This is a genomic window from Robertkochia solimangrovi (genome assembly GCF_007279655.1).
Taxonomy (GTDB): domain Bacteria; phylum Bacteroidota; class Bacteroidia; order Flavobacteriales; family Flavobacteriaceae; genus Robertkochia; species Robertkochia solimangrovi.
Window position 1 is genome coordinate 101560 of the sequence record NZ_QKWN01000009.1, and the last position, 23854, is coordinate 125413.

Annotated in this window: 14 protein-coding genes; 8 read left to right on the plus strand and 6 right to left on the minus strand. The window is 44.8% G+C overall.

Translation table 11 applies throughout. The features are described from left to right. Positions 1–257 precede the first annotated feature (257 nt). From DMZ48_RS13325 to DMZ48_RS13335, 3 genes are read left to right on the plus strand one after another with little or no spacing between them, the layout of a single operon-like run. Positions 258–3338 (plus strand): SusC/RagA family TonB-linked outer membrane protein, encoded by a 3081-nt coding sequence (locus DMZ48_RS13325; RefSeq protein WP_143955649.1) that lies wholly within the window; start codon positions 258–260, stop codon positions 3336–3338. Positions 3339–3361: 23 nt separating this feature from the next. After that, complete coding sequence (locus DMZ48_RS13330) at positions 3362–4912, plus strand: RagB/SusD family nutrient uptake outer membrane protein (protein ID WP_143955650.1); 1551 nt, start codon at positions 3362–3364, stop codon at positions 4910–4912. 21 nt (positions 4913–4933) lie between these two features. Further along, complete coding sequence (locus tag DMZ48_RS13335) at positions 4934–6934, plus strand: carbohydrate binding domain-containing protein (RefSeq protein WP_143955651.1); 2001 nt, start codon at positions 4934–4936, stop codon at positions 6932–6934. Positions 6935–7087: 153 nt separating this feature from the next. Here DMZ48_RS13335 and DMZ48_RS13340 read toward each other — a convergent pair whose 3' ends face one another. Genes DMZ48_RS13340 through DMZ48_RS13355 form a run of 4 tightly spaced genes read right to left on the minus strand, consistent with a single transcriptional unit; the run spans position 7088 to position 12380 of the window. Continuing rightward, entirely contained in the window at positions 7088–8263 is a 1176-nt protein-coding gene (locus tag DMZ48_RS13340) for an endo-1,4-beta-xylanase (protein ID WP_143955652.1), read from the minus strand. Between the two features lie 44 nt (positions 8264–8307). After that, positions 8308–9483 (minus strand): mannonate dehydratase, encoded by a 1176-nt coding sequence (gene uxuA, locus DMZ48_RS13345; RefSeq protein ID WP_143955653.1) that lies wholly within the window; start codon positions 9481–9483, stop codon positions 8308–8310. Positions 9484–9493: 10 nt separating this feature from the next. Continuing rightward, positions 9494–10237 (minus strand): SDR family NAD(P)-dependent oxidoreductase, encoded by a 744-nt coding sequence (locus DMZ48_RS13350; protein WP_242009205.1) that lies wholly within the window; start codon positions 10235–10237, stop codon positions 9494–9496. Between the two features lie 13 nt (positions 10238–10250). Continuing rightward, positions 10251–12380, minus strand: a complete 2130-nt coding sequence (locus DMZ48_RS13355; RefSeq protein ID WP_143955763.1) for an alpha-glucuronidase family glycosyl hydrolase — start codon at positions 12378–12380, stop codon at positions 10251–10253. Between the two features lie 218 nt (positions 12381–12598). Between DMZ48_RS13355 and DMZ48_RS13360 the strand changes: the two genes are divergently transcribed. Next, the gene (locus DMZ48_RS13360) at positions 12599–14851 is read left to right on the plus strand and encodes a glycoside hydrolase family 3 C-terminal domain-containing protein (protein ID WP_143955654.1); all 2253 of its coding nucleotides are present in this window, start codon (positions 12599–12601) and stop codon (positions 14849–14851) included. An 810-nt stretch (positions 14852–15661) separates the two neighbouring features. On the opposite strand, the gene DMZ48_RS13365 is transcribed toward DMZ48_RS13360, so the two are convergent. Continuing rightward, positions 15662–16693 (minus strand): LacI family DNA-binding transcriptional regulator, encoded by a 1032-nt coding sequence (locus tag DMZ48_RS13365; RefSeq protein ID WP_143955655.1) that lies wholly within the window; start codon positions 16691–16693, stop codon positions 15662–15664. A gap of 316 nt (positions 16694–17009) precedes the next feature. On the opposite strand from DMZ48_RS13365, the gene DMZ48_RS13370 reads away from it, so the two are divergent. The 4 genes from DMZ48_RS13370 to DMZ48_RS13385 all read left to right on the plus strand — a co-directional run bounded on the left by DMZ48_RS13370 (position 17010) and on the right by DMZ48_RS13385 (position 22667). Next, the gene (locus tag DMZ48_RS13370; protein ID WP_143955656.1) at positions 17010–18494 is read left to right on the plus strand and encodes a xylulokinase; all 1485 of its coding nucleotides are present in this window, start codon (positions 17010–17012) and stop codon (positions 18492–18494) included. Positions 18495–18510: 16 nt separating this feature from the next. Then, positions 18511–19836: a xylose isomerase gene (xylA, locus tag DMZ48_RS13375; protein WP_143955657.1), complete on the plus strand. Its 1326-nt coding sequence runs from the start codon at positions 18511–18513 to the stop codon at positions 19834–19836. A gap of 310 nt (positions 19837–20146) precedes the next feature. Next, a complete protein-coding gene (locus DMZ48_RS13380) occupies positions 20147–21808 on the plus strand; it encodes a sodium:solute symporter (RefSeq protein WP_143955658.1) in 1662 nt (553 codons plus the stop codon). A gap of 121 nt (positions 21809–21929) precedes the next feature. Further along, positions 21930–22667, plus strand: a complete 738-nt coding sequence (locus DMZ48_RS13385) for a M15 family metallopeptidase (protein ID WP_143955659.1) — start codon at positions 21930–21932, stop codon at positions 22665–22667. A gap of 3 nt (positions 22668–22670) precedes the next feature. On the opposite strand, the gene DMZ48_RS13390 is transcribed toward DMZ48_RS13385, so the two are convergent. Then, positions 22671–23774, minus strand: coding sequence for a class I SAM-dependent methyltransferase (locus DMZ48_RS13390; RefSeq protein WP_338420308.1), 1104 nt, complete (start codon positions 23772–23774; stop codon positions 22671–22673). Positions 23775–23854: the final 80 nt, after the last annotated feature.

The window sequence follows — 23854 nt, forward strand, 5'->3', positions numbered from 1 at the left end:
TCAGAATAATTGGCTTAAAGTTATCATTTTTATCAATCGTTTTCTTAAATTTTAGAAATTTCTTTATCCCTTATAAACAGTGATGTACAGTGAGTTTGAATAAAATTATAACTGATATTTTGGGATAAATTTAAGATTTTTTTACGCAATCGATTGCATGAAATAAATATTTATGTAAATTTATCATATTGATTATTTAGCGGCAGAATATTGCTAAAACTACAATTAACAAACTAGTAAACTTAAAATTTATCAAAATGACTAATCAACTACTGATGAAAGTAAAAGCAGGAGGGCATTCGCTGCTACTCCTGTTTTTGCTTCTGTTTTCTGTATCACTAAGTGCACAGAATAGTACGGTCTCCGGTACGGTTTCTGATAAGGTCGGACCCTTGCCCGGAGTGAGTGTGATCGTGGTCGGATCAAACAACGGTACCACAACCGATTTTGAAGGGAATTTTTCGATTCCGAATGTTTCCCCTCAGGCTACGCTCCAGTTTAGCTATATCGGCTTCTCTACGCAAGAAGTACCCTTGAATGGCCGAACGGTGATCAATGTAACCATGCAGGAGGACACCCAGGAACTCGACGAGGTGGTGGTGGTTGGATACGGTACCATGGAGCGATCTAATGTGACCGGAGCGATCACAACCGTAAATTCGGAGGCGATCGAGAATATTCCGGTGCCCAATGTACTGGAAGCGCTTCGCGGACAGGTTTCCGGGGTTCAGGTATCCCGTCCTAGCGGGCAACCGGGGTCCAGTGTTAATTTTACCATCCGTGGTGTGAATTCCCTGAGTCTGGGAAATTCTCCCCTCATCGTTGTTGATGGTATTCCCTTGCTCGATGGGAACCTCGCTGAACTGAATCCCGATGATATTGAAAGTATCAACGTTTTAAAAGATGCTGGTGCTTCTTCCATTTACGGGGTGAGCGGTACCAATGGGGTAGTGCTGATCACAACAAAGGCGGGAAGGGCCGGACGCGCTTCTTTCAGCGTCAGAGCTTCCACCGGATTCACCAACCTGGTTCAGGAACTCGATATGATGAATGCGGATCAATACGTGCAGTTTAAGATCGATGCGGTAAAAGGAACCAACGGTTACGACGGATCCTTCGTTGGAGCCAGTGATGTACTTTCCGATCCTGTTGAACTTCGAAATTATATCGCAGGTAACGAGATCGACTGGCATGATGAGCTGTTACGAACCGGGATCGTCAATAATTTTGGGGTATCCATGAACGGAGGAACAGAAAAGTTTAACTATTACCTCAGTGGAGATGCCTACCTCGAACAGGGGATCACCTATGCTTCCGATTACAATCGTTATTCCTTCCGGATGAACGCCGATTATCGGGCTGCCGATTGGATTAAAACGGGAGCAAGGGTTCAATTGAGCAAAAGTACTGCTGATGAACGCGGACAAACGCTGGATCAGAACGGGAATGCTGATTTTGGAGATTATGTGGAAAACTCCCCCCTCGGACGTATTTATCTTCCCGATGGCTCCTACGCACCAACCGCGAATCAGAATCAGTTCCAGTTCAACCCTTTCTGGCGTTATAGTCAGTCGCAGGTAGATCGGGAAGTAAGAAGGGTCTTGCTGAATCCATATATCGAAGCAAACATTACAAAAGGATTGACCTATACGATCAATGCTTCCGTAGAGAACCGTGATGAACTTTACCGCAGTTTTTATTCCTCCATATACGATGACGGTACCCGCCAGGGTACACCACGCCGAATTCAGGTCAACAATGCGGAGAACAACAGTTATCTCATGGATAATATTTTAAACTATAATACCACGATCAGTGATAAACATGAGATCGATGCGACGCTGGTGTACGGTTTTCAGAAGAACAACTATTTCTATTCGTCGCTGTCCGGTAGAGGTATCCAACCCAGTGATGAGGGGCCCGGTGATCCCGCAACCTATGATCTGCTCGGGTATTACGGGATCAATACCATGACCGATGAAAATACACAGGCTGAAACCCAGACCAACAAGTCCGGAAAACAATACTTTATCGCAAGAATGGGTTATACCTATGATTCGCGCTATGTGGTCAATGTGACCTACAGAAGAGATGGTTCTTCCCGTTTCGGGGGAAATAATAAATGGGGGAACTTCGGTTCGGCCTCCTTTGCCTGGAACATCCATAACGAAGCCTTCTTTAAAGATAGTCAGAATGTCAATAACCTGAAATTCAGATTGAGTTACGGTATTCTGGGGAATGACCAACTGGCTACGTTCAGGTATCTTTCCAATGCCGCCAGTATTTCCTATTACTTCGGAACCGTGTTGACCGGTTTCACCACGAACCCGGAAAGCGCTCCGAATGCCAATCTGAAATGGGAAGAGAGTAAGCAGTTTAACGTTGGACTCGATTTTGCATTCTTTGATAACAGACTTTCGGGTTCCCTCGAATACTTTAACACCAAGACAGAGGATCTGCTTTTGGAGGAGCAGTTACCGATCACCTCCGGGTATACCCGTGGATTCAGTAATTTCGGTAAAACAGAGAACAAAGGGGTGGAGATCGCCGTAAATGCGGATATCATTCGCGGGGCTGATTTTACCTGGAATACGAATATCACCTGGGCGACGAACGATGATAAGATCGTCAATATCAGCCGGGAAGGTGAAGCAGGAGAGGAAGTGCTTCGCGATGAAGCTAATGGCTGGTTTGTAGGCCAGAATATTAACGTGATCTTCGACTATGAATTTGATGGGATCTATCAGGTTGGAGAAGAAGACCTTGCTGCTTCCATGCATCCCACCATCAACGGGTATGGAGTGGGTGATCCGAAGATCGTCGATCAGAACGGAGATGGCGTAATTACCACCGATGACCGTACCTTCCTGGGAAGTCCTTCCACGCCGGATTGGTATGGAGGATGGAGGAATACCTTCAGTTATAAAGGTTTCGAACTCGATGTATTGCTCGAAGGAAGATTTGGAGTGACCAAAGTAAACGGTTACTATGGAAGTCTGCAAAGTGGGATCAACGCCAGTAATATGATCAATGTGGATTACTGGACTCCGGAAAATCCTTCGAATGAATTTCCGCAGCCCAGCTTAGGAGCAATACCTTTCAGAAATGCCTGGAGTGTCAGAGACGCTTCTTTTGTCGCGATCAGAAACGTTTCCATAGGTTATACCATGCAGCCACATCATCTGAAGAATTTACCATTCGATAGCGTTAAGTTCTATATTCAGGGGAATAACCTGCATTACTTCACCGATCTCGAAGATTCCTATTCGCCGGAGATCGATCCGTGGAATTTCCCGATCACCAAGGTGTGGACCTTTGGAACAACCCTAACTTTTTAAATGAATTCGATAAAATAAGCAAGATGAAAACTATAAAACTAATAGCAACGACCGCGATGGTATCTTCCCTGATACTCTTTACCGGTTGTAGTGATATCGTGGACCTCGACCCGGATGGATCGATAACAACCGATCTTGCCTTATCCACCGTTGAAGGATTGGAAGGTTCGATATTGGGTGTGTACGAAAGAGGAAGGAGTCCGTATGAAAGCAACGACCTGTGTATGTATCGTACTGCAGGAACCGATATAATTATGGGAGGAACGAATCTTTCCGATCAGGCGATCGCAAGGGCGTTGTCTTCCTATGATTTCGAGCTCAGCCCGGATAATCAGGGAGTTCTCGATGTTTGGAACGCATATTATACCGCCTTGAATCGTGCGAACATTATTATTAAGAACGTAGATAGCGCCAGTGATGTTAATCCGGATGATGCAAACCAGGTGAGAAGGATCAATACGGTGAAAGGAGAAGCGTATTTTTTCCGGGCCTATTTTCACTTCAACCTGATCAAGCGTTGGGATAATATCGTTCTGGTGATGGATGCCCCTGAAGTGGTTTCCAATGAGGCGGAACTTGCCGATCCGGCGGAGGTATGGGCAGCCATCGTATCCGATCTTGAAACCGCCATCCCTTTATTACCTTCCACCGTGAATAGTAATGGCCGGGTTTCCAAAGCGGTCGCCAGACATATGTTCTCCAAAGTACTGATGTGGCTGGGTCGCTATGATGAAGCTGCCGCACAGGCAGATCAGGTCATCAACGACGGAAACTATATGCTGGAACCCCTGGATGTGATCTTCAGTACGCAGCACGAAGAGAATAGAGAGATCCTGCTCGCATGGCAGTTCGATCAAAGTGATGTAGACCATCCTTCCAGAACTTGCCAACAATATTTCCCTTTATATGATCGGGTGAATGGAGTGGCAAGAACCTTCGATCAGGGTGGAAGACCCTGGGCAAGACTGGCACCCAACTCCTATTATTTTACGCTTTTCGATGAGGCCGATGGCCGCCTCGATGCCTGGCACAAACGATTCTGGTATTATGATGATGCAGAGAACCTGCCTGCCGGTGTAAACCTGGGTGATGTGGTAACTACCGAGAATATTTCCGGAGGAGTGAACCCGTTGTATATAACGCCGACTACGGCTAAATATCAGGAAGACGGATACCTCGGAAGACAGCTCGGGGATGCTCAGGGGTATAAGAATGTTATTCAATACCGGCTTTCAGAAGCATATCTGGTAGCCGCTGAAGCGAATATGAGAGGCTCCGGGGGAGAAGCAAAAGCACTGACCTATATCAATGTGCTTAGACAAAGGGCTTATGGCGACAGCAGTCATAATCTGACTTCCCTGAACCAGGATATTTTTCTCGAAGAACATGCCCGGGAACTCGGACATGAAGGACATCGTTGGGATCTACTGAAACGTCTGGGAGTACTCGTGGAACGGGTTCGGGAATACAATCCGGATGCAGGTTTGAATATTCAGGATTTCCATGTGCGCTGGCCGATACCAAGATCCTTTGTCAGTCTTACGGGAGTGGCACAGAATCCCAGCTATAACTAAAACCAACTAAAAAACAGAACAATGAATAGATTACTGATTACTATAAGTACATTGTGTTTCTCACTTATCCTGTTAATGTTGGGTGGGTGTAAGAATGATGATGACTTTACAGAGGTTTCGATCGGCGATATCAATCCGAATCCGGCATTTACCGGGGATCTGGTTACCGTCACCGGATCGAATTTTCAAAGTGTACAGTTCGTTTTCGTAGGTGAAAAAGATGTAGCCTATACGCTGGAGAATGATGTGATATCCTTCTATGTGCCTGAAGAATCCCCGGCAGGGGATCTCGATCTGACCTTGGTCATGGCCGATAATTATAGAGTGCGGTCGAAGATCATGGTAGAACAAAAACCGATCCCGTTGATCCGAAGAATAAGTCCATCGGCAGTAGGTCCCGGAAATGAGGTTACCATTGCAGGGGTGAGCCTGGATAATAATACATCGGTTCTCATCGGAGGAATGCCGGCTACGATTTCATCCAATAACGGATCAGAGATGAAGGTGGTGGTTCCGACCGGATTAACCCCTTATCAGCAGGCAGAGATCGAGATCACTACCGATTTTGGGATGGCGGTTTCTGAATCCATATTCTTTGCGGGAGATAATCTTCTGCCGAACGGGGAATTGGAAGATGGTGCGGGAGATGACTTTACCAGTTGGGAAAAACTCAATGGAGGCGACGGTATGACTGCCGTTACCGGAGATGCCGCTTATTATAATCGTTCTATACGCGTAGTAGGGGCCGCTTCAGATGCCTGGAGAACACAGTTTGCCTCCCAGCACCTTCCGCTGGTACCCGGCACTACCTATACCCTGATGCTTTGGGCGAAAGGAGAACAGGACGGAGCGATCATGCGAACATCTGTATCTCAATACCCGGAAGATTATTTCTATGGCGATGATACCGAGCTGAGCACCGAATGGGCGCAGTATTCATGGACCTTCACCGCACAGGAATTACCGAACGGTAGTAGGATCGTTCTCGATATGGGACACACAAATGTTCCTTTTGTGATCGATAATATAACGCTGGTAGAAGGAGAAGGTGGTTCGACAGGAGCGGCAGAATTATTGCCCGACGGAAGTTTTGAAAACGGTGTGTATCCGAACGGTAGTCCGGATGGTGTCGCCAGCTGGCAGGTACTCAACGGAGACATTCAGATCACTTCGGTCGATCCGTATTGCGGGTCTCAGGCCATAGTGGCGGTTGGAGCAGGCGCGAATCCGTGGGATACGCAATTAGCCGCTGACGGAATTATACTGGAAGAGGATAAGATGTATGAAGTGCAGTTCGCTGCAAAAGCCGAAGGCGAAGGCGGGATCATGCGGATGTCGATGTCGCGTTGGGCGAGTGGACAATCGGATGATTACTTCTATAGTCCGGATATCAATCTGACCACCGACTGGACCATTTATTCCTTTGTAGTAACGGCCGGAGCTACTTCCACCGGGGATCATAACATCGTATTGGATATGGGAGCTTCTGCTCAAACCATTCATGTGGATGCCATAAGTGTTAAGGAATATGTTCCGCAGGTAAATATCCTGCCGGACGGCGGATTTGAAAATGGAATTTATCCGAACAGCACTCCTGACGGAGTAGCCACGTGGCAACAATTGAACGGAGATATTCAGGTGACTACTTCAGAGGTTTATGAAGGTAGCAATGCAATGGTAGCTGTTGGTGCCGGAGGTAACCCCTGGGATACCCAGATGGCAGCAGACGGAGTGACCCTTGAAGAAGGGAAACAGTACAAGATCAGTATGTGGGCGAAAGCAGCCGGCGAAGATGGAGTGATGAGGGTGTCTATTTCCCGTTGGGCAAGTGGGCAGTCGGATGATTATTTCTACGGACATGACGTTACCATTGCACAGGATTGGACGTATTATGCATGGACCTTCACAGCAGGGACAACTTCTACGGGTACCCATAATGTAGTGTTAGATATGGGAACCACCACACAGACCTTCTATATCGATAATGTGACACTGTCGGAATTACCCGATCCGTGTGATTGATGAAGCTTATTAGTTCTTATATAAAGTTAGTTGTAAACAAGTAGTTAAAAAGGAATCGCCCGGGTTGACCGGGCGATTTTATTTTGATATATGACCTGATGAATTTGTTTAGAGGTTGTGCAGCATTTTCAGCTCTGAACAATAACCAGCTAATCAGGGTTCTATTCCGCTTAAACCGTTGATAAGTCCGCGGTGTGCTAATTTGGTCTCAAAGTCATGATTATAGAGCAATGGCCAGTCACTGTTATTTTTATAGAGCCAGCTATCCTTATCCCGGAATCCCCAAACAGTGATTCCCCATTGCTGCGCCTGAGGTACTGAATTGGAATAATAGTAGGCAACCCGCTGATATTGCGTTTCCTGTTCCATAGCCCTTGCTTCATTTAATTCAGAGATATCCTCCGAATAGTTCACTTTTACATCCAGCTCGGAAATATGCACCAGCAATCCTGTGTTGGCGACCTCCTGGATTGCGGTTTCCAGGTCTGAAGTAGGCCAGTCATGGTTTAGGTGCATTTGCATACCAATGCCGTCAATAGGAATTTCATTTTCTATAAAATCGTTTGCCATATTGATGATCTGACTTCTTTTTGAAGGTTCTCCGGCGATATTGTAATCATTATAAAATAAGGCTACATCAGGATCAGCTTCCCGGGCCCATTGAAAACATTTAGCGACATAATCCGCTCCTAATCGGGTTCGGAAGATCGAAGAGGTTCCTTCAGAAGTGAAGGCTTCATTGACCACATCCCAGCTGGCAACGACACTTACTTCCGTACCGTCAACCGTCATTTTTTCCGTTGCGAAATGGGAAACGGTGGCTTTGATATAATTTTCCACCTGAGTGCTGAATTCTTCATCCGTGCCTGAAAAGTTGGCGAGCCAGTCGGGAATTGAACTATGCCAGACCAGTGTATGGCCGTGCACTCTCATATCGTTCTCTTTGGCCCAGGCTACGATCGCATCGCCATCACTGAAATCATAGGTGTCAGCCCCGGTGAACATATTTCGCATCTTCATATCGTTTTCCGCGGTAATACTATTAAATTCAGATTGGAAGATGCTTTTCATGGTGCTATTGTCCGTGCTGCTACTGGCGATTTTTGCAGCAGAGATCACATTTCCGAAGTGAAACCCAGCTACCTCTTTGAGGTTTTGTGTAGCATCGTAAGTTAACGGATCCCCGGAATCACCTCCATTGTCATTTCCGTCATCGTCTTCACCGATGCTGTCTACCGGTCCGCCGATCTTTTTTCCATCACTGCCGTCATCCCCTGAGCTGCAGGAAATCAGCAGTATATAAATCAGTAAGGCTGTAATTTGTTTCATTTTTTAAAGTTTAAGTGTGTGATATTTATAGTGTGTAGTTTTTGCTAGTTTTCTTTGAGTTTGTAGATAATTCCCTTTTCCAGACCTCTTAATTCTGCGAGTCCTTTCATTCTTCCGATGAGTGAATATCCCGGATACTGTTCGCCCTGGAGTTCCGCACTGTGCAGGAAACCGTGATCAGGACGCATGGGCAGCGAACTACCCCTGACTTGCATGATTTCGATGATTCTTTCAACGATCCTTTCCATCGGATTGTCACCGTTAAGATGTTCTGATTCTCGGAATACCGCTTCGTTCTCCCGGATCACGTTTCTCAGATGTAAAAAATGAATCCGGTGTGCATGGGTGTCCAGGATCTCCAGCAGATCATTGGAAGGCAGTGCTCCCAGCGACCCTGTACAATAACAAAGTCCGTTCGCTGTTTGTGGAACCGAGCTGAATATGGCACTAAGGTCATCCGCTGATGATACTACTCTGGGAAGTCCCAGTACTGAAAACGGTGGGTCATCCGGATGGATAGCAAGCTTGAGATCCAGAGAGGTGGCAACTGGTGCTATTTTGCTTAAAAAATAGATCAGATGCTCTCTCAGTTGAGAGTCGTCAATATTTTGGTAGCTTTCAAGTAATTGCAATACCTGTTCCGGGGTGAAATTCTCTTTACTTCCGGGTAGGCCTAAAAGTACATTTCTGAAGAGAGTTTCACGTTCTTCTTCATGAAGGGAATCCCCATAGGCTTTAGCTTTTTCAATTTCTTCTGCAGTGAATTCGGAGGCCGCTCCCGGTCGCTTTAGTAAAAACAGATCAAAATAGAGGAAGGCCCATTGATTGTATAAAAGCGCCCGGGTGCCGTCGGAATTCCGATAGGACTGCTCGGTACGAACCCAATCGAGAACAGGCATGAAATTGTAGGTGATCACCCTGATGTTACAGGCTGCCAGATGCTGCAGACTTTCGATGTAATTCTCGATCAGGGCGTCTCTGGTGGGTAAACCTTTTTTGATATCTTCATGTATGGGTAAACTTTCCACGACGGTCCATTCCAGTCCTGCATTTCGGATGGTCTCTTGTCGGTTTCGTATCGCTTCCAAAGTCCAGATTTCGCCTACCGGTATCTCATGCAGAGCGGTTACAATTCCGCTTATTCCACATTGACGAAGGTCCTCGAGTTTTATCGCATCACCGGGTCCGAACCATCGCATTGTTTGTTCCATCTGAATCATATCCCTGTATTTAAAATCCGATACTGTTGCCGCCATCAATAGCTAACACGACGCCGGTGGTGAATTTGGAGGCTTCACTGGCCAGGAAGTATACACTTTCTGCGATGTCCTCGGGTTCTCCCAATTTTCCCATAGGTGTACGTGACAAAACCTTTTGCTTTCGTTCCGGGTCATTGTTAAGCGCTTTGGATGACATGTTGGTTCTGATAAATCCGGGAGCTACGCAATTTACACGAATTCCATAGTTGGCAAGATCGACGGCCATGGCACGGGTCATTCCTTCGATAGCCGTTTTACTGGCTGAATAGGCCACTACTTTTGGTAATCCGTACTGCGCGGCCATCGAGCTGATATTGATAATGGAACCACCTCCTTGTTCTTTCATGATCTGAGCAACTTCACGACTTACGGAAAATACGCTGAGGACATTGGTATGCAGGATACTTGCAAATTCGGAATCGGTAACTTCAAGCAGCTCCTTTTTCATATTGATTCCGGCATTGTTTACCAGTATGTCTATCTTTCCTTCGTTGTCAGCAATTTCTTTTATCATTCCCGGGATACCCTCCAGATCGTTGAGGTCGTGAATATAGGGTATAGCATTTTCGCCAAGTGTTCTGCAGGCTTCCTTTGTTTTTTCAGGATTCCTGCCGATGATATAGGTCTTTATTCCTGAGTCACAGAATTTTTTGGCAGTGGCATATCCCAGACCGGCATTTCCTCCGGTTACAATAGCGATCTTTTGATTCATCATCACATATATTGAGTTAATTCCATTTCGGACGTATGCCCGGTGCATATGGAAATTCTAACGATTTATAATAGTTTAAGTCATGTTCAGGTGTTCCCATTACTTCTGGAAAAGGTCTATGAGAAAATTTTTGAAAGTAGGTCATACAGGCATCCCGCCACCAGCATGCCTCCTTATATTGGATCTCCAATAGCATGGAGACCTCGTTAAATTCCGGTTCCGGAACATATTTCTTTTGATCTTGCCATAATTTATTCAGGTTGGCAACTTCATCTACACCTTCCTGATAGGTAATTCCCAGTGAGTTCCACAGGGTTTCTCCATTTTTCATCTTATAGTTCCAGGGCACATGATGAAACCATAATAAGAGCTCCTCAGGACAGGTTTTAATATCGTTATATAAGGAAGCGATTTCCTGAGCATATTGTGAGGTGGCATTACTTCCTTTGGAAGAACGATCGAAACCGAGGCCTGTACTATCCGCTTTGTGATAGTATACAGAGTTCCAGTCATCACGTGACATTTGATCGATCCATGGACCTGGCCCGTAATGATGACCTGCATTCATGATATGATGAAGTCCTAACGGGGTCATATATTTTACCACGGTTTCTCTGGTCTGCAGCAGGGCAGGGGTCATAGCATCAAGGAAAGCGGGCTCCTGTGAGTAGGTAAGGGCAAGCCACTCTCTCGCTATGGTTGCCGAATCGAGATAGGGATCCCATGCAAGTCTGCCGAATCCATACCAGTTGGCCTGAGCGAAAGGATGACCGGTCCAGTTGATATCGCTTCCGATATTCGATACACCTGCCATACCGGTAAGTGCATTGCCGAACATTGAACCATCGGTAACTTTGGACACCGTACTTCCCGAACCCTGACGGTAGGTGTCAGCGTCGAGTGTTTCTTCGAATAATTTTGGAAGGAACACCAGGTGGGTGCTGAATCCCAGATATTCCTGGGTGATCTGAAATTCGGGCATCATATTGGTTTTTGGCATGGCTCCGAACATCGGATGAAAGGGTTCTCTGGGCTGGAAATCTATCGGTCCGTTCTTTACTTGCAGAAGGACATTTTTTCTGAACGTCCCATCGAGCGGAACGAACTCGCTGAAAGCTTGTTTAGCACGATCATCACGGTCATGTTCTGAATATACGAAGGCACGCCACATGACGATACCTCCATGTGGGGCTAAGGCATCGGCCAGCATGTTAGCACCTTCGGCATGGGTTCTGCCATAATTTTGCGGACCGGGTTGCCCTTCTGAGTTGGCTTTTACAAGAAAACCTCCAAAATCAGGGATCAGCTTATAGAGCTCATCGCATTTATCGGCCCACCATTTTTTAACCGCTGGATCCAAAGGATCCGCAGTCTGAAGATTTCCAATTTCCATAGGAGCAGAAAATCGTGCGGTCAGGTATACCCGAATGCCATACGGGCGAAAAATATCCGCAAGGGCTTTAACCTTTTTAATCCAATCAGGAGTCAGTACCAGGGCATTCGCATTTACATTGGTCAATACGGTGCTGTTAATTCCGATGGATGCATTGGCTCTGGCGTAGTCGGTATACCTGGGGTCTTTATATTCCGGTAGTTTATGCCAGTTCCAGATCGACGATCCGGCATAACCTCTTTCAACAGTGCGGTCCAGGTTATCCCAGTGATTCAGAATCCGTACTTTAACTTTAGGATTACTGATCTCTTTCAGGTTTTTGATAATAGCCCCACTCTGTATCCGTTGTAAAAAGCGATACGTTCCATAAAGCAAGCCGGCGTCATCGAGTGCAGTGATCAATACGGTCCGGGATCCGGGAAGTATGGCGAAGCCTTCCGGTTTGAGCGAAATATTATTGACATCGAATGCCTGTAGTAATTCCTTATTTAACCGGTCGTAACGTATGATTGTAAGGGTGGCTGAAGAGGCTTCAGTCATCTCAGGCTGTATAGACAGCATTCCGAAAGCGGCGAGTTCAATCTCGTTTTGAATTACCGCTTTATTTGAAATTTCAGGATCGATATGGACCTGTTGGAACAGGGTGGTATAGCCGATAGTATTTTCCGTTACCGGCCGATAATCAAACCATAGTCCGTACCCCTGGTCCTGCATGCAAAATCCCTTGGAAATTACCAGAAATAATGCAATCATTTTAAAAATATGTGCTTTGGGATTATTCAAAATTTATATATTTAATATTAGAAATCGATTGCAAAACCGATTAAATATTAATAAATAGGTAATTTTAAGCGTAAATTAAATAAAAATTGACCTAACATCAAAATATTTTACGCAATCGATTGCATTTATTTTTTTTCGTATATTGAGTTCCGTTGAACATTATACTTTAAACTTAAAACCAACCCGTAATGAATCGTTCTCCAAAATTCATTTTTCTACCCCTGATTTTTTTGTTGCTAATAGCTTCCTGTAAAGAGCATTCTTCGGAAGAAGGATCATCTTCTGATGTCGAAACCACAACATCCGACAAGCCGGACTTTCCCTTTTATGACACGGCCTTATCTACCGATGAAAGAATAGCAGACCTTATTTCAAGGCTGACGCTGGAGGAGAAGGCACTTCAAATGACCCATAATACGCCGCCGGTGGAAAGACTGGGGATTCCTGCATATAGTTATTGGAATGAAGCATTGCATGGGGTGGGGCGTTCAGGAGTAGCTACTGTTTTCCCGCAGGCGATCGGATTGGGAGCTACGTTTGACAGTGATCTTGCCTTTCGGGTAGCGAATGCGATCTCTGATGAAGCGCGAGCCATGTACAATGCATCAGCAGCAAAAGGATATAATAAACAATATGGCGGACTCACCTTCTGGACACCCAATATAAATATATTTCGGGATCCGAGATGGGGGCGTGGTCAGGAGACCTATGGAGAGGATCCGTACCTGACAGGATTGCTCGGAGGGGCATTCGTCGACGGACTTCAGGGAGATGATCCGGATTATCTTAAAACCGCTGCTTGTGCCAAACATTATGCGGTTCATAGTGGCCCGGAAAAATTAAGACATCAATTCAATGCGGTAGCAAGCGATAAGGACCTGTGGGAAACTTATCTTCCGGCTTTTAAAACATTGGTCGATCATAAGGTGGAGGCAGTGATGTGTGCTTACAACAGTACCAATGGCGAGCCATGTTGTGCCAATGAATTTTTGATCAGTGATGTTTTACGAGAAAGGTGGGGTTTTAAAGGTCATGTGTTAAGTGATTGCTGGGCGATCACAGACTTTTATAATGTGGATAATGGTCATGGTGTCGTTGATGATGCTGTTGCTGCTGCGGCCCTGGCGGTAAAGAGCGGCGTGAGCCTGAATTGCGGAAGTTCCTATCCGAACCTGCCTGAGGCCGTGGCGAAAGGATATCTGACCGAAAAAGAGATCGATGAGCAACTTGCCATATTGTTACGAACACGGTTTAGACTCGGACTCTTCGATCCGAAAGGAAGTAATAAGTTCGATGCCATCAAACCCGAGGTGATCAATAGTAAAGAACACCGTCAGCTAGCACGAGAAGTAGCACAAAAAGGAATGGTGCTTTTGAAGAATAATGGGGTGTTACCATTGCGAAATGACCTTTCAAATTATTATGTGACCGGTCCGAATGCGGCCAGTGTTGAAGTATTACTGGGGAATTATTACGGAGTCAATCCGGAGTTGGTTACCTTTCTGGAAGGTATCGCCAATGCGATCGAACCCGGAAGTCAGCTACAATACAGAATGGGCGCTTTGCTCGATCGTGATCCTGTTAATCCACAAGACTGGGCCTCTGGTAATGCCGGTACCAGCGATGCTACCATCGCTGTTCTGGGGATCTCCGGATTACTGGAAGGCGAAGAGGGTGAATCGATCGCTTCTCCCAGTTTTGGTGATCGACTGGATTATGATATTCCAGCCAATCAGATCACCTATTTAAAGAAGCTTAGAAACAGCGCGGGAGAACGCCCGATCATTAGTGTTATCACTGGTGGGAGTCCGATCAATCTGGCGGAAGTACAGGCCCTGTCCGATGCGGTGATATTTGCCTGGTATCCGGGGGAAGAAGGCGGGAATGCACTGGCGGATATCATTTTCGGAAAAGTGAATCCTTCCGGCCGACTACCTTTAACCTTTCCAAAATCGCTGGATCAACTTCCTCCTTATGAAGATTACAGCATGAAGGGACGTACCTATAAATATATGAAAGCAGCACCTTTATTTCCCTTTGGATATGGGTTGAGTTATACGACCTTCACCTATTCTGATCCTCAGGTTACCTTGAAGCAAACTGAAGAAGGATCTTCGGCCACCCTGACCTTTAATTTACATAATACCGGAAAGGTGGCGGGGGAAGAAGTGGTACAGTGCTATTTACACGCACCAGATGCTGAATTTACGGTCCCGAATGCAGAATTGAAATCGGTGAAGCGGGTTTTCCTGGAACCCGGAGAAACGACAACCGTGACGATGGAGCTCGATCCAAAAGACCTGCGGGTTATCAATGATGCAGGGGAGTCCGTTCAAATCCCCGGCCAGGCTGAATTCATTATCGGCGGTTGCAGCCCTATGAAGGTCAACGATCTCCCAATCGCAAAGATGATTCGCGTTACCTTCCAATCCGGCGCGTAACATTTAAATTGTAGATGGTGAATTAAGAGTTAAGGATTAAGAATTAAGAGTTAAGAATTATGAATTAAGAATTGAATTATAAAACTGTGTGCTCGTTCTCCATTCTCACACTGATCTTTAGGGAGACGAGGGAAGGTTTTAGATTGGTTTTCCCTTCCAATTCCACCCTTTAGGGCTGGGGTCAGCGAATTGGGAGGGGGGGAGGATTGTGAATTGAGAATTATGAATTGAATTATAAAACTGTGTGCTCGTTCTCCATTCTCACACTGATCTTTAGGGAGACGAGGGAAGGTTTTAGATTGGTTTTCCCTTCCAATTCCACCCTTTAGGGCCGGGGTCAGCGAATTGGGAGGGGGGGGGTAGGATTGAGAATTGAGAATTAAGAATTAAGAATTATGAATTAAGAATTGAATTATAAAACTGTGTGCTCGTTCTCCATTCTCACACTGATCTTTAGGGAGACGAGGGAAGGTTTTAGATTGGTTTTCCCTTCCAATTCCACCCTTTAGGGCCGGGGTCAGCGAATTGGGAGGGGGATAGGATTGAGAATTGAGAATTAAGAATTGAATTATAAAACTGTGTGCTCGTTCTCCATTCTCACACTGATCTTTAGGGAGACGAGGGGAGGTTTTAGATTGGTTTTCCCTTCCAATTCCATCCTTTAGGGCCGGGGTCAGCGAATTGGGAGGGGGGGGAGGATTGTGAATTGAGAATTAAGAATTGAGAATTAAGAATTGAGAATTAAGAATTAAATTATAATCTACAATTTACCACTTACCACTTACCACTTACCACTTACCACTGTATGGATTATTTTATCCGTTTGGAAGAGGCTCTTACAATGATCTCGGTACTGAGTACGGTAACTTCAGAAAGATTGTTGTCGGCATTTTTCTGGTCGTGTTCCAGGATTCGTTGTGCTGCGATCTTTCCCATTTTAGCTGCGGGATGGGTAACGGTCGATAATGGAGGGTCGACGATAGAGGCGATGGGATCATCGTTAAAGCCGATGATCGCAAGGTCTTCAGGGATATTGATGCCGCGTTTCTTAGCACAAATAATCGCACTTACCGCAGCTGTATCATTAGCGGAAAAGATCCCGTCGGGTGGATGTGGCAGATCAAGCAGTTTGTTCGTCGCTTTTTCACCTTCTTCGAAACTGAGGGTCTTTGCATGGATGATCAGGTCCTTATCGATCGGCAAACCGTATTCGCTTAACGCATCCAGATACCCTTTTTTACGGTCTTCATAAATGTTTCTTCGTTGTGCCCCGGCGAAATGTGCTATTCTACGGCAACCTTGGTCGATCAGATGTTTGGTAGCATTATATCCTGCCGTATAATTGTCGATCACCACCTTATAGGAACTGAAGGTTTTAGGTACCCGGTCAACGAATACGATTGGAATACCCTGATCTCTGAATTGTTGAAAATGCTCGATATTTCGGGTTTCCATCGCCAGAGAGACGATGAGTCCGCCCACACGACTATCATAGAGAACCTTAGAATTGTCTACTTCATTTTCATAACTGTCGTTAGACTGGCTAATGATCACATTGAAACCGGCTTTTCTGGCAGTCTCTTCAATTCCGCTGATGAGCGTCGACATAAAAGGCCGATTGATCCTGGAGATCAGGATCCCGATGGTATTACTTCGATTGTTTCGCAGGCTGGCCGCCAGTGAATTCGGACGGTATCCCATTTCCAGAGCAGCCTTTTTGATCACCTTAATCGTTTTTTTACTTATGCTTTTATGGTCATTCAGGGCTCTTGATATCGTGGAAGGAGAGTAATTTAGCTCTCGGGCGATATCATATATGGTGACCTCTTTCTTTTGATTCATTTGGCGATGGATTCAGTTAGGTTGATCATTCTTTAATGCTCGTATTTGGTGACGACTGAATATGGAGAAATCCGGTAGGAGATCGAAGCTCTCAAACGTGATTTTTCCAATTCCGGCACGGTAATATGACAAAATAAAATTACGTCAGGCAAATAAAATATCAGGAATTTAGATTTATTGTTAAATATTACTTTTTTTAGCCAGACTAATTTATATTTAAAAATTTTTGTAGCAATTTATTACGAATATAGTTTATGCAATCGATTCCGTTAACTATATTTAAACTTTTAAATTTAATAAAAATTAGTTAATTACCATGTATTGGATAGGTTTTGACCTTGGAAGTTCTTCCATTAAAGCCGCTTTGATCCGTTCGGAAGACGGAAAAGTCATTGCGGTTACGCAATATCCCGAAACAGAAATGCATATCAGTTCCCCGGAGATCGGATGGGGTGAACAGGATCCTGAACTTTGGTGGGAAAATGCCTGTATCGCTTCCAGAAAGTTGATTGAAGTTTCTGGTGTGGCTTCCGGAGATATTAAGGGAATAGGGATTTCCTATCAGATGCACGGACTCGTATTGGTAGATAAGGCGTATAAGGTCATCCGGCCCTCCATCATTTGGTGTGATAGTCGGGCCGTTTCCAGTGGTGATGCCTTGTTTGAATTGGCAGGAGAAGAGCGATGCCTGGAACATTTACTGAATTCTCCCGGCAATTTTACACTGGCAAAATTAAAATGGGTCAAAGATCACGAACCTGAAACTTTCGCTAAAATATATAAGTATATGTTACCCGGTGATTTTCTGGCATTACGCCTTACCGGAGAATGTATCACGACCCCTTCCGGACTTTCGGAGGGAATAGCCTATGATTTTAAATCGAATAATACCGCATCATGGTTACTGGAATTGGCGGGGATATCTCCTGAACTTGTACCTGAAATAAGGCCTTCCTTTTCCGAACAGGGACGCGTGACAAAGGCAGCAGCTAATGTTTCCGGACTCCCGGAAGGAATTCCGGTGATGTATCGTGCAGGAGACCAGCCTAATAATGCATTGGCCCTGAATGTACTTGAACCCGGGCAGATCGCAGCTACGGGAGGGACATCCGGGGTGGTGTATGCCATAACCGATCAGGTCACGACCACGGAAAGCGTCAGAATTAACAGTTTCGCTCACGTGAATCATAGTCCGAATGCGCCGCGTATCGGAAAGATGTTGTGTATCAATGGAACCGGGATTCAATATAGCTGGATGCGAAGCCAGGTTTCCGGAGGGAAATCTTATAATGAAATGAACGAGCTCGCTGCAACGGTACCGGTTGGTTCAGAAGGATTATGTATACTTCCATATGGAAATGGTGCAGAAAGGATGTTGCGCAATCAGTATAAAGGAGCCCGTATCTCCAATTTAAACTTTAATGTTCATCATCAGGCGCATTTATTTCGTGCTGCTTTGGAAGGGATAGCCTTTTCATTTGTTTATGGGATGGAAATTCTCGCAAAGGATGGAGCCAACATTCAAAGTATCAAAGCTGGGAATGATAATTTGTTCAGGGCGGGTATCTTTTCAAATACAATTTCGATTCTTACGAATGCCCGTATCGATATCGTGGAGACCACAGGAGCTGTGGGTGCGGCCAGAGCCGCTGCGTACGCTTCAGGTGCATTCAAGTCTTTTGATGAGGCCGTGCAGACCGATAAGGTTCAGCTACAGTATGAACCCGACCACAGTGTTCTTGAGCAATACAAGACCGCTTATAATAACTGGAAACAAGAATTAAAAGCATATATAAACTAGTAACATTTTAAATATTATGGTAACTCTAGGTGAAAAGGAATTTTTCAAAGGAATAGGAAAGATCGCTTTTGAAGGCAGAGAATCAGATAATCCGATGGCTTTCAAATATTATGATGAGAACAAGGTAGTGGCAGGTAAGACACTGAAGGAGCATTTTAAATTTGCCATCGCTTACTGGCACACGTTCAATGCCGTTGGAACGGATCCGTTTGGAGGACCTACACAGAATTTTCCATGGATGACGGCTACAGATCCGATACAACAGGCAAAAGATAAAATGGATGCAGCATTTGAGTTCATTACTAAGATCGGTGCTCCCTATTACTGCTTTCATGATGTGGATCTGATCGCTGAAGGTGGTTCTTTACAGGAATTTGGTAAGCGATTGGAAATCATTACCGACTATGCAGCGGAAAAACAAAAGGCATCCGGCGTGAAACTCCTGTGGGGTACTGCCAATTGTTTCGGTCATGCCCGCTATATGAATGGTGCTGCCACGAACCCTGATTTTAAGGTGCTGGCCTATGCAGGGGCACAGATCAAAAATGCGATCGATGCAACCATTAAGTTAGGAGGAGAGAACTACGTATTCTGGGGAGGCCGTGAAGGTTATATGTCGCTGCTGAACACCGATATGAAGAAGGAGCAGGATAATTTTGCAACCTTCCTGCATATGGCCAGAGATTATGCAAGAAAGCAAGGATTTAAAGGAACCTTTTTCATAGAACCGAAACCGATGGAACCTTCGAAACACCAGTACGATTTTGATGCGGCAACGGTGGTGGGATTCCTGAATAAATACGGACTACAGGATGATTTCAAGATCAATGTGGAAGTGAACCACGCGACCCTGGCACAGCATACATTTGAGCATGAATTACAGGTGGCTGCAGACAACAACATGCTGGGTAGCATCGATGCTAACCGAGGAGACTATCAGAACGGTTGGGATACCGATCAATTCCCGGTAGATCTTTTCGAGGTGACCCAGGCGATGCTGGTATTCCTAAGAGCAGGCGGACTCCAGGGTGGGGGCGTTAATTTCGATGCGAAGATCAGAAGGAATTCAACCGATCTTGAAGATATTTTCCATGCACATATCGGTGGAATGGATGTGTTTGCAAGAGCGCTGATGATCGCAGATAATATTATCCAAAAATCTCCGATGGAAAAAATGCGGGCAGACCGATATGCTTCCTTCGATAGTGGTAAAGGGAAAGAGTTCACAGAAGGTAAACTGACCTTTGAAGACCTTACAAAATATGCGGAAGCAAACCAGGATATCCCATCGATCAGCGGTAAACAGGAATTATACGAGAACATCATCAACCAATTCATCTGATGAGGGGTAATGTGAATTGTAAATGGTAGATTATAAATCAATTCTCAATTCTTAACTCTATTTCTCTTCCATTTCGCTGAACCCGGCCCTCGTATGTTAGCATTTGAATTAAAAGGCTAACATACGAGGGTTAGGGTAAAACGAGGGAAAGATCAGTGTGAGAATGGAGAACATGTACACTGTTTAATTGTAAATGGTAGACTATAATATAATTCTCAATTCTTAATTCTCAATTCTCAATTCTCAATTTATACCTTAACGAATAACTCACAACTGATAAACACTATTAACTAACCAAAACCAAACTACTATGAATTCTGTTTTAGAAACTGCCGACTGGGTGGTATTAGGACTGTATTTTCTGGCCTTAATGGCAGTTGCCGGCTGGGTGGTTCTGCAAAAGAACAAAAATACAGAAGATTACTTTCTGGCCGGACGAAACGTGGGCTGGTTCGTGATCGGGGCTTCTATTTTCGCCTCGAATATCGGATCTGAACATGTGGTCGGACTTGCCGGTACGGGTGCCGAATCGGGGATGCCGATGGCGCATTATGAATTACATGCCTGGATCGTACTTCTCCTCGGATGGCTGTTCCTGCCATTTTATATCCGGAGTGGTGCGTTTACGATGCCTGAGTTCCTTGAAAAACGCTTCGATAGTCGCTCGCGTTGGTTCCTGTCGATTTTTTCCCTGGCAGGATACGTGATCACTAAAGTATCCGTGACAATTTATGCCGGAGGTATTGTGGTTTCCGAACTGCTCGGAATCCCTTTCTGGTATGGGGCAATCGGTATCGTACTCTTCACGGGACTATACACCATTATCGGAGGGATGAAGGCGGTGATCTATACGGAAACATTGCAGACGGTTATTCTCATCCTCGGTTCGGTGATTATTACCTGGCTTGGAATGGAAGCGGTTGGAGGCTGGGATCAACTTCAGGCTACGGTACGTGAGACGAGTCCGCAACATTTCAATATGTGGCGTTCGGCATCGGATCCGGATTTTCCCTGGACAGGACTGCTGTTTGGAGGAACGGTCGTAGGGATCTGGTATTGGTGTACAGATCAATATATCGTACAGCGTACACTGGCCGCTAATAATATTAAAGTAGGGAGAAGAGGAGCGATTTTTGGAGCTTATCTGAAGATCTTGCCGATATTCATCTTTCTTATTCCCGGAATCATCGCTTATGCATTGGATCAACAGGGAGTGATCGAGCTTGGAAGAGCCGATGAAGCGTTCCCTACATTGGTTAAGGCATTATTACCGGTAGGACTTAAGGGGTTAGTAGCCGGAGGATTGATGGCAGCTCTTATGAGTTCACTGGCTTCTGTATTCAATTCATGTTCGACGATTTTCACCATCGATATCTATAAGAAACTCAGACCTGATGAAAGTGAGCGTAAACTATTGAATGTGGGTAGAATTGCAACCGGTATAGTTGTGGTTTTGGGGATCATCTGGATTCCGATTATGGAAAAGATAGGTGGAGGAGTCATGTATCAGTACCTGCAAAGTGTACAATCCTATATCGCACCACCGATCACTGCAGTATTTGTCTTAGGGATATTATGGAAGCGTGTGAATTCGAAAGCAGCTATTGTAACCCTTTTTGCAGGATTGATCGTCGCTGCGCTCCGTATTGGTGCCGAGCTGTACTATACCCCGGAAATTACCCATTTTAAAGAAACCGGTGAACATTTACTGTCCGGAATAGGGTATAGGTTCGCCGTGATCAATTTTGCCAACATGGCGATCTTCATGTGTCTGTTTTCCATATTTCTATGTATCGCAATCACTTTATTGACCGAAGCGCCTAACTATAAAAAGATTCAAGGACTTGCTTTCGGTACACTTACGGAAGAACAAAAACAATCGGGTAAAGACAGTTTTACCTGGATCGATATTGCAGCCTCACTGATCCTGATCGGGGTGGTCGTAACTATATTAACCTATTTTACCGGTTAAAGAATATTTAGATACAGTTGTTAAAAGGCAGCCAGTTCTTCAGAACAGGCTGCTTTTTTTGTTTTGAACTTTTCTGTTATAAAATCAATGGTTAAATTGGACAGGTATTAAAATATCTCTTATGCGATCTTTACTTTGCCTGCCACTGCTTTTATTGTTTATCAATTGTGGAAATTCCTCGAAGAAATCAGAAGAACATCATACAGGCCTTTCCGAAGCGGCTGCGGCTGAAGTTCTGGTGAAGGACTCAATCCAACCGGTTTCTGAGCCTGAAACGCAAACATCAGTTCCTGATCTCACTGCGCTAAACGATACGGTTTTTGTTCGTCTTGCTGATTACAGCGATGATTTTCGATATGATCTCAGGTATGCTACAACGAATAATTTTTTAAAGAGTCAGGTTTATGAATGTCCTGAGTGCTATGTCCGTGCAACCACGGCAAAGGCACTGATTGCGGTGAATGAGAAATTTATGGAGCAGGGCTACAGAATCAAATTTTTTGATTGTTACCGACCGCATGATGTGCAGAAAAAGATGTGGAAGATCATGCCGAATCCGATCTATGTGGCAGATCCTGCAGAAGGGTCTATTCATAATAAAGGCGGGGCGGTGGATATTACTTTGGAAACTTTGGAAGGAGAAGAATTACCGATGGGAACTACATTTGATTTCTTTGGAAGGGAAGCGCATCATGCCTATACCAAGCTTCCGGAAGATGTACTGAAAAACAGAAAACTTCTGAAAGAAACCATGGAGGAATTCGGCTTCGGCTCTATCACTTCAGAATGGTGGCATTATAATTATAAGCCGGTTCTTGACCTTTCTGTGGCAAATTTCACTTGGGATTGCCCGGAGTGATCTTCAGACTTTTTTACAGAAGATAACCTGTCGTTGGCCTTCAGGGTCTGTACAGAAGAAAAGGTAGGCGTCTCCTCCATCCTTGATCTTGAATTTTTTACGTATATCCGCAACAGATTCAGGAAAATTTCGGGTGGTTATATTTGCTTTAGTACCTGAGAGTTCCTTTTTTAATGACTTTTTATCTTTATAGGGCAGTACCTTTTCAATGACAAATACTCTTCCCGGAAAATCGATATAAACCTCATTGGTATACAAATGGGTATGCTGATGTAACTTTTTAAGATTGAAAGAACTGGCGATACTGTTAAAGGCACCTGCCTTCAAGATCGCTGCATTGGGTTCGTAGAGAAAGATTTCAGGTTTACCATAGGCAGGTGTCTGTGCCTCCTGTTCCTTGCTGAAGGTAAAAGATACCGGACTATTCTTGTCAATATTGATGGCATGTATACTTATTTCATGGTCTACATTGATGATATTTCCGAGTATCCAAAGTAATTCTTTGACTTCGTTATCCACAGCCACCACGTAGATCTCTAACACCATTTGAAGATCCTCCACACCTTTTTGAAGATCTAGCATGGGAGAAGTCTTGATCATGATATTATCCGATTTCGATAAAAGTAAATCCAGATTAGTGGGAATATCCGGAAGGCAGTCTTCCAGGAGAAAGACCTTGCCTTTTACATCATTCCTTCTGGAAGGATCTACATAGATCCAGTCATATCTTTCTTCAGACGACCTGAGTGCTTCTATACCGTCGATGGCCCGGGTCGTTATGTTCTTTTTTCCGAGCACTTCATAGTTGTGGGTGACAATTTCCGAGAGTTCTTCATTGAGTTCACAATGGGTAACAGCATCGAATCGTTCAGCAAAGAAAAAGCAGTCTACCCCAAATCCTCCGGTCAGATCGATCAGCTTCTTTCCGTTCACAAGTGAAGCCTTAAATCTTGCAGTTGCAGAGGAGGAGGTTTGCTCGATGGAGACTTTCGCAGGATAGTAGATCTGGTCTGATGCAAACCATTCAGGCAGCTTATTTTCCGCCTTATTTCTGGCTTCGATCTGGCCTGCGATTAATTTGATGTCAACACCGTCGATTTCGGTCATTTTTAATAGAAGTGACGAAATGTCAGTATTGTTATTTTCTTTTATAAAGTGTTGAATACCAGTATGTAATATATCTTTAT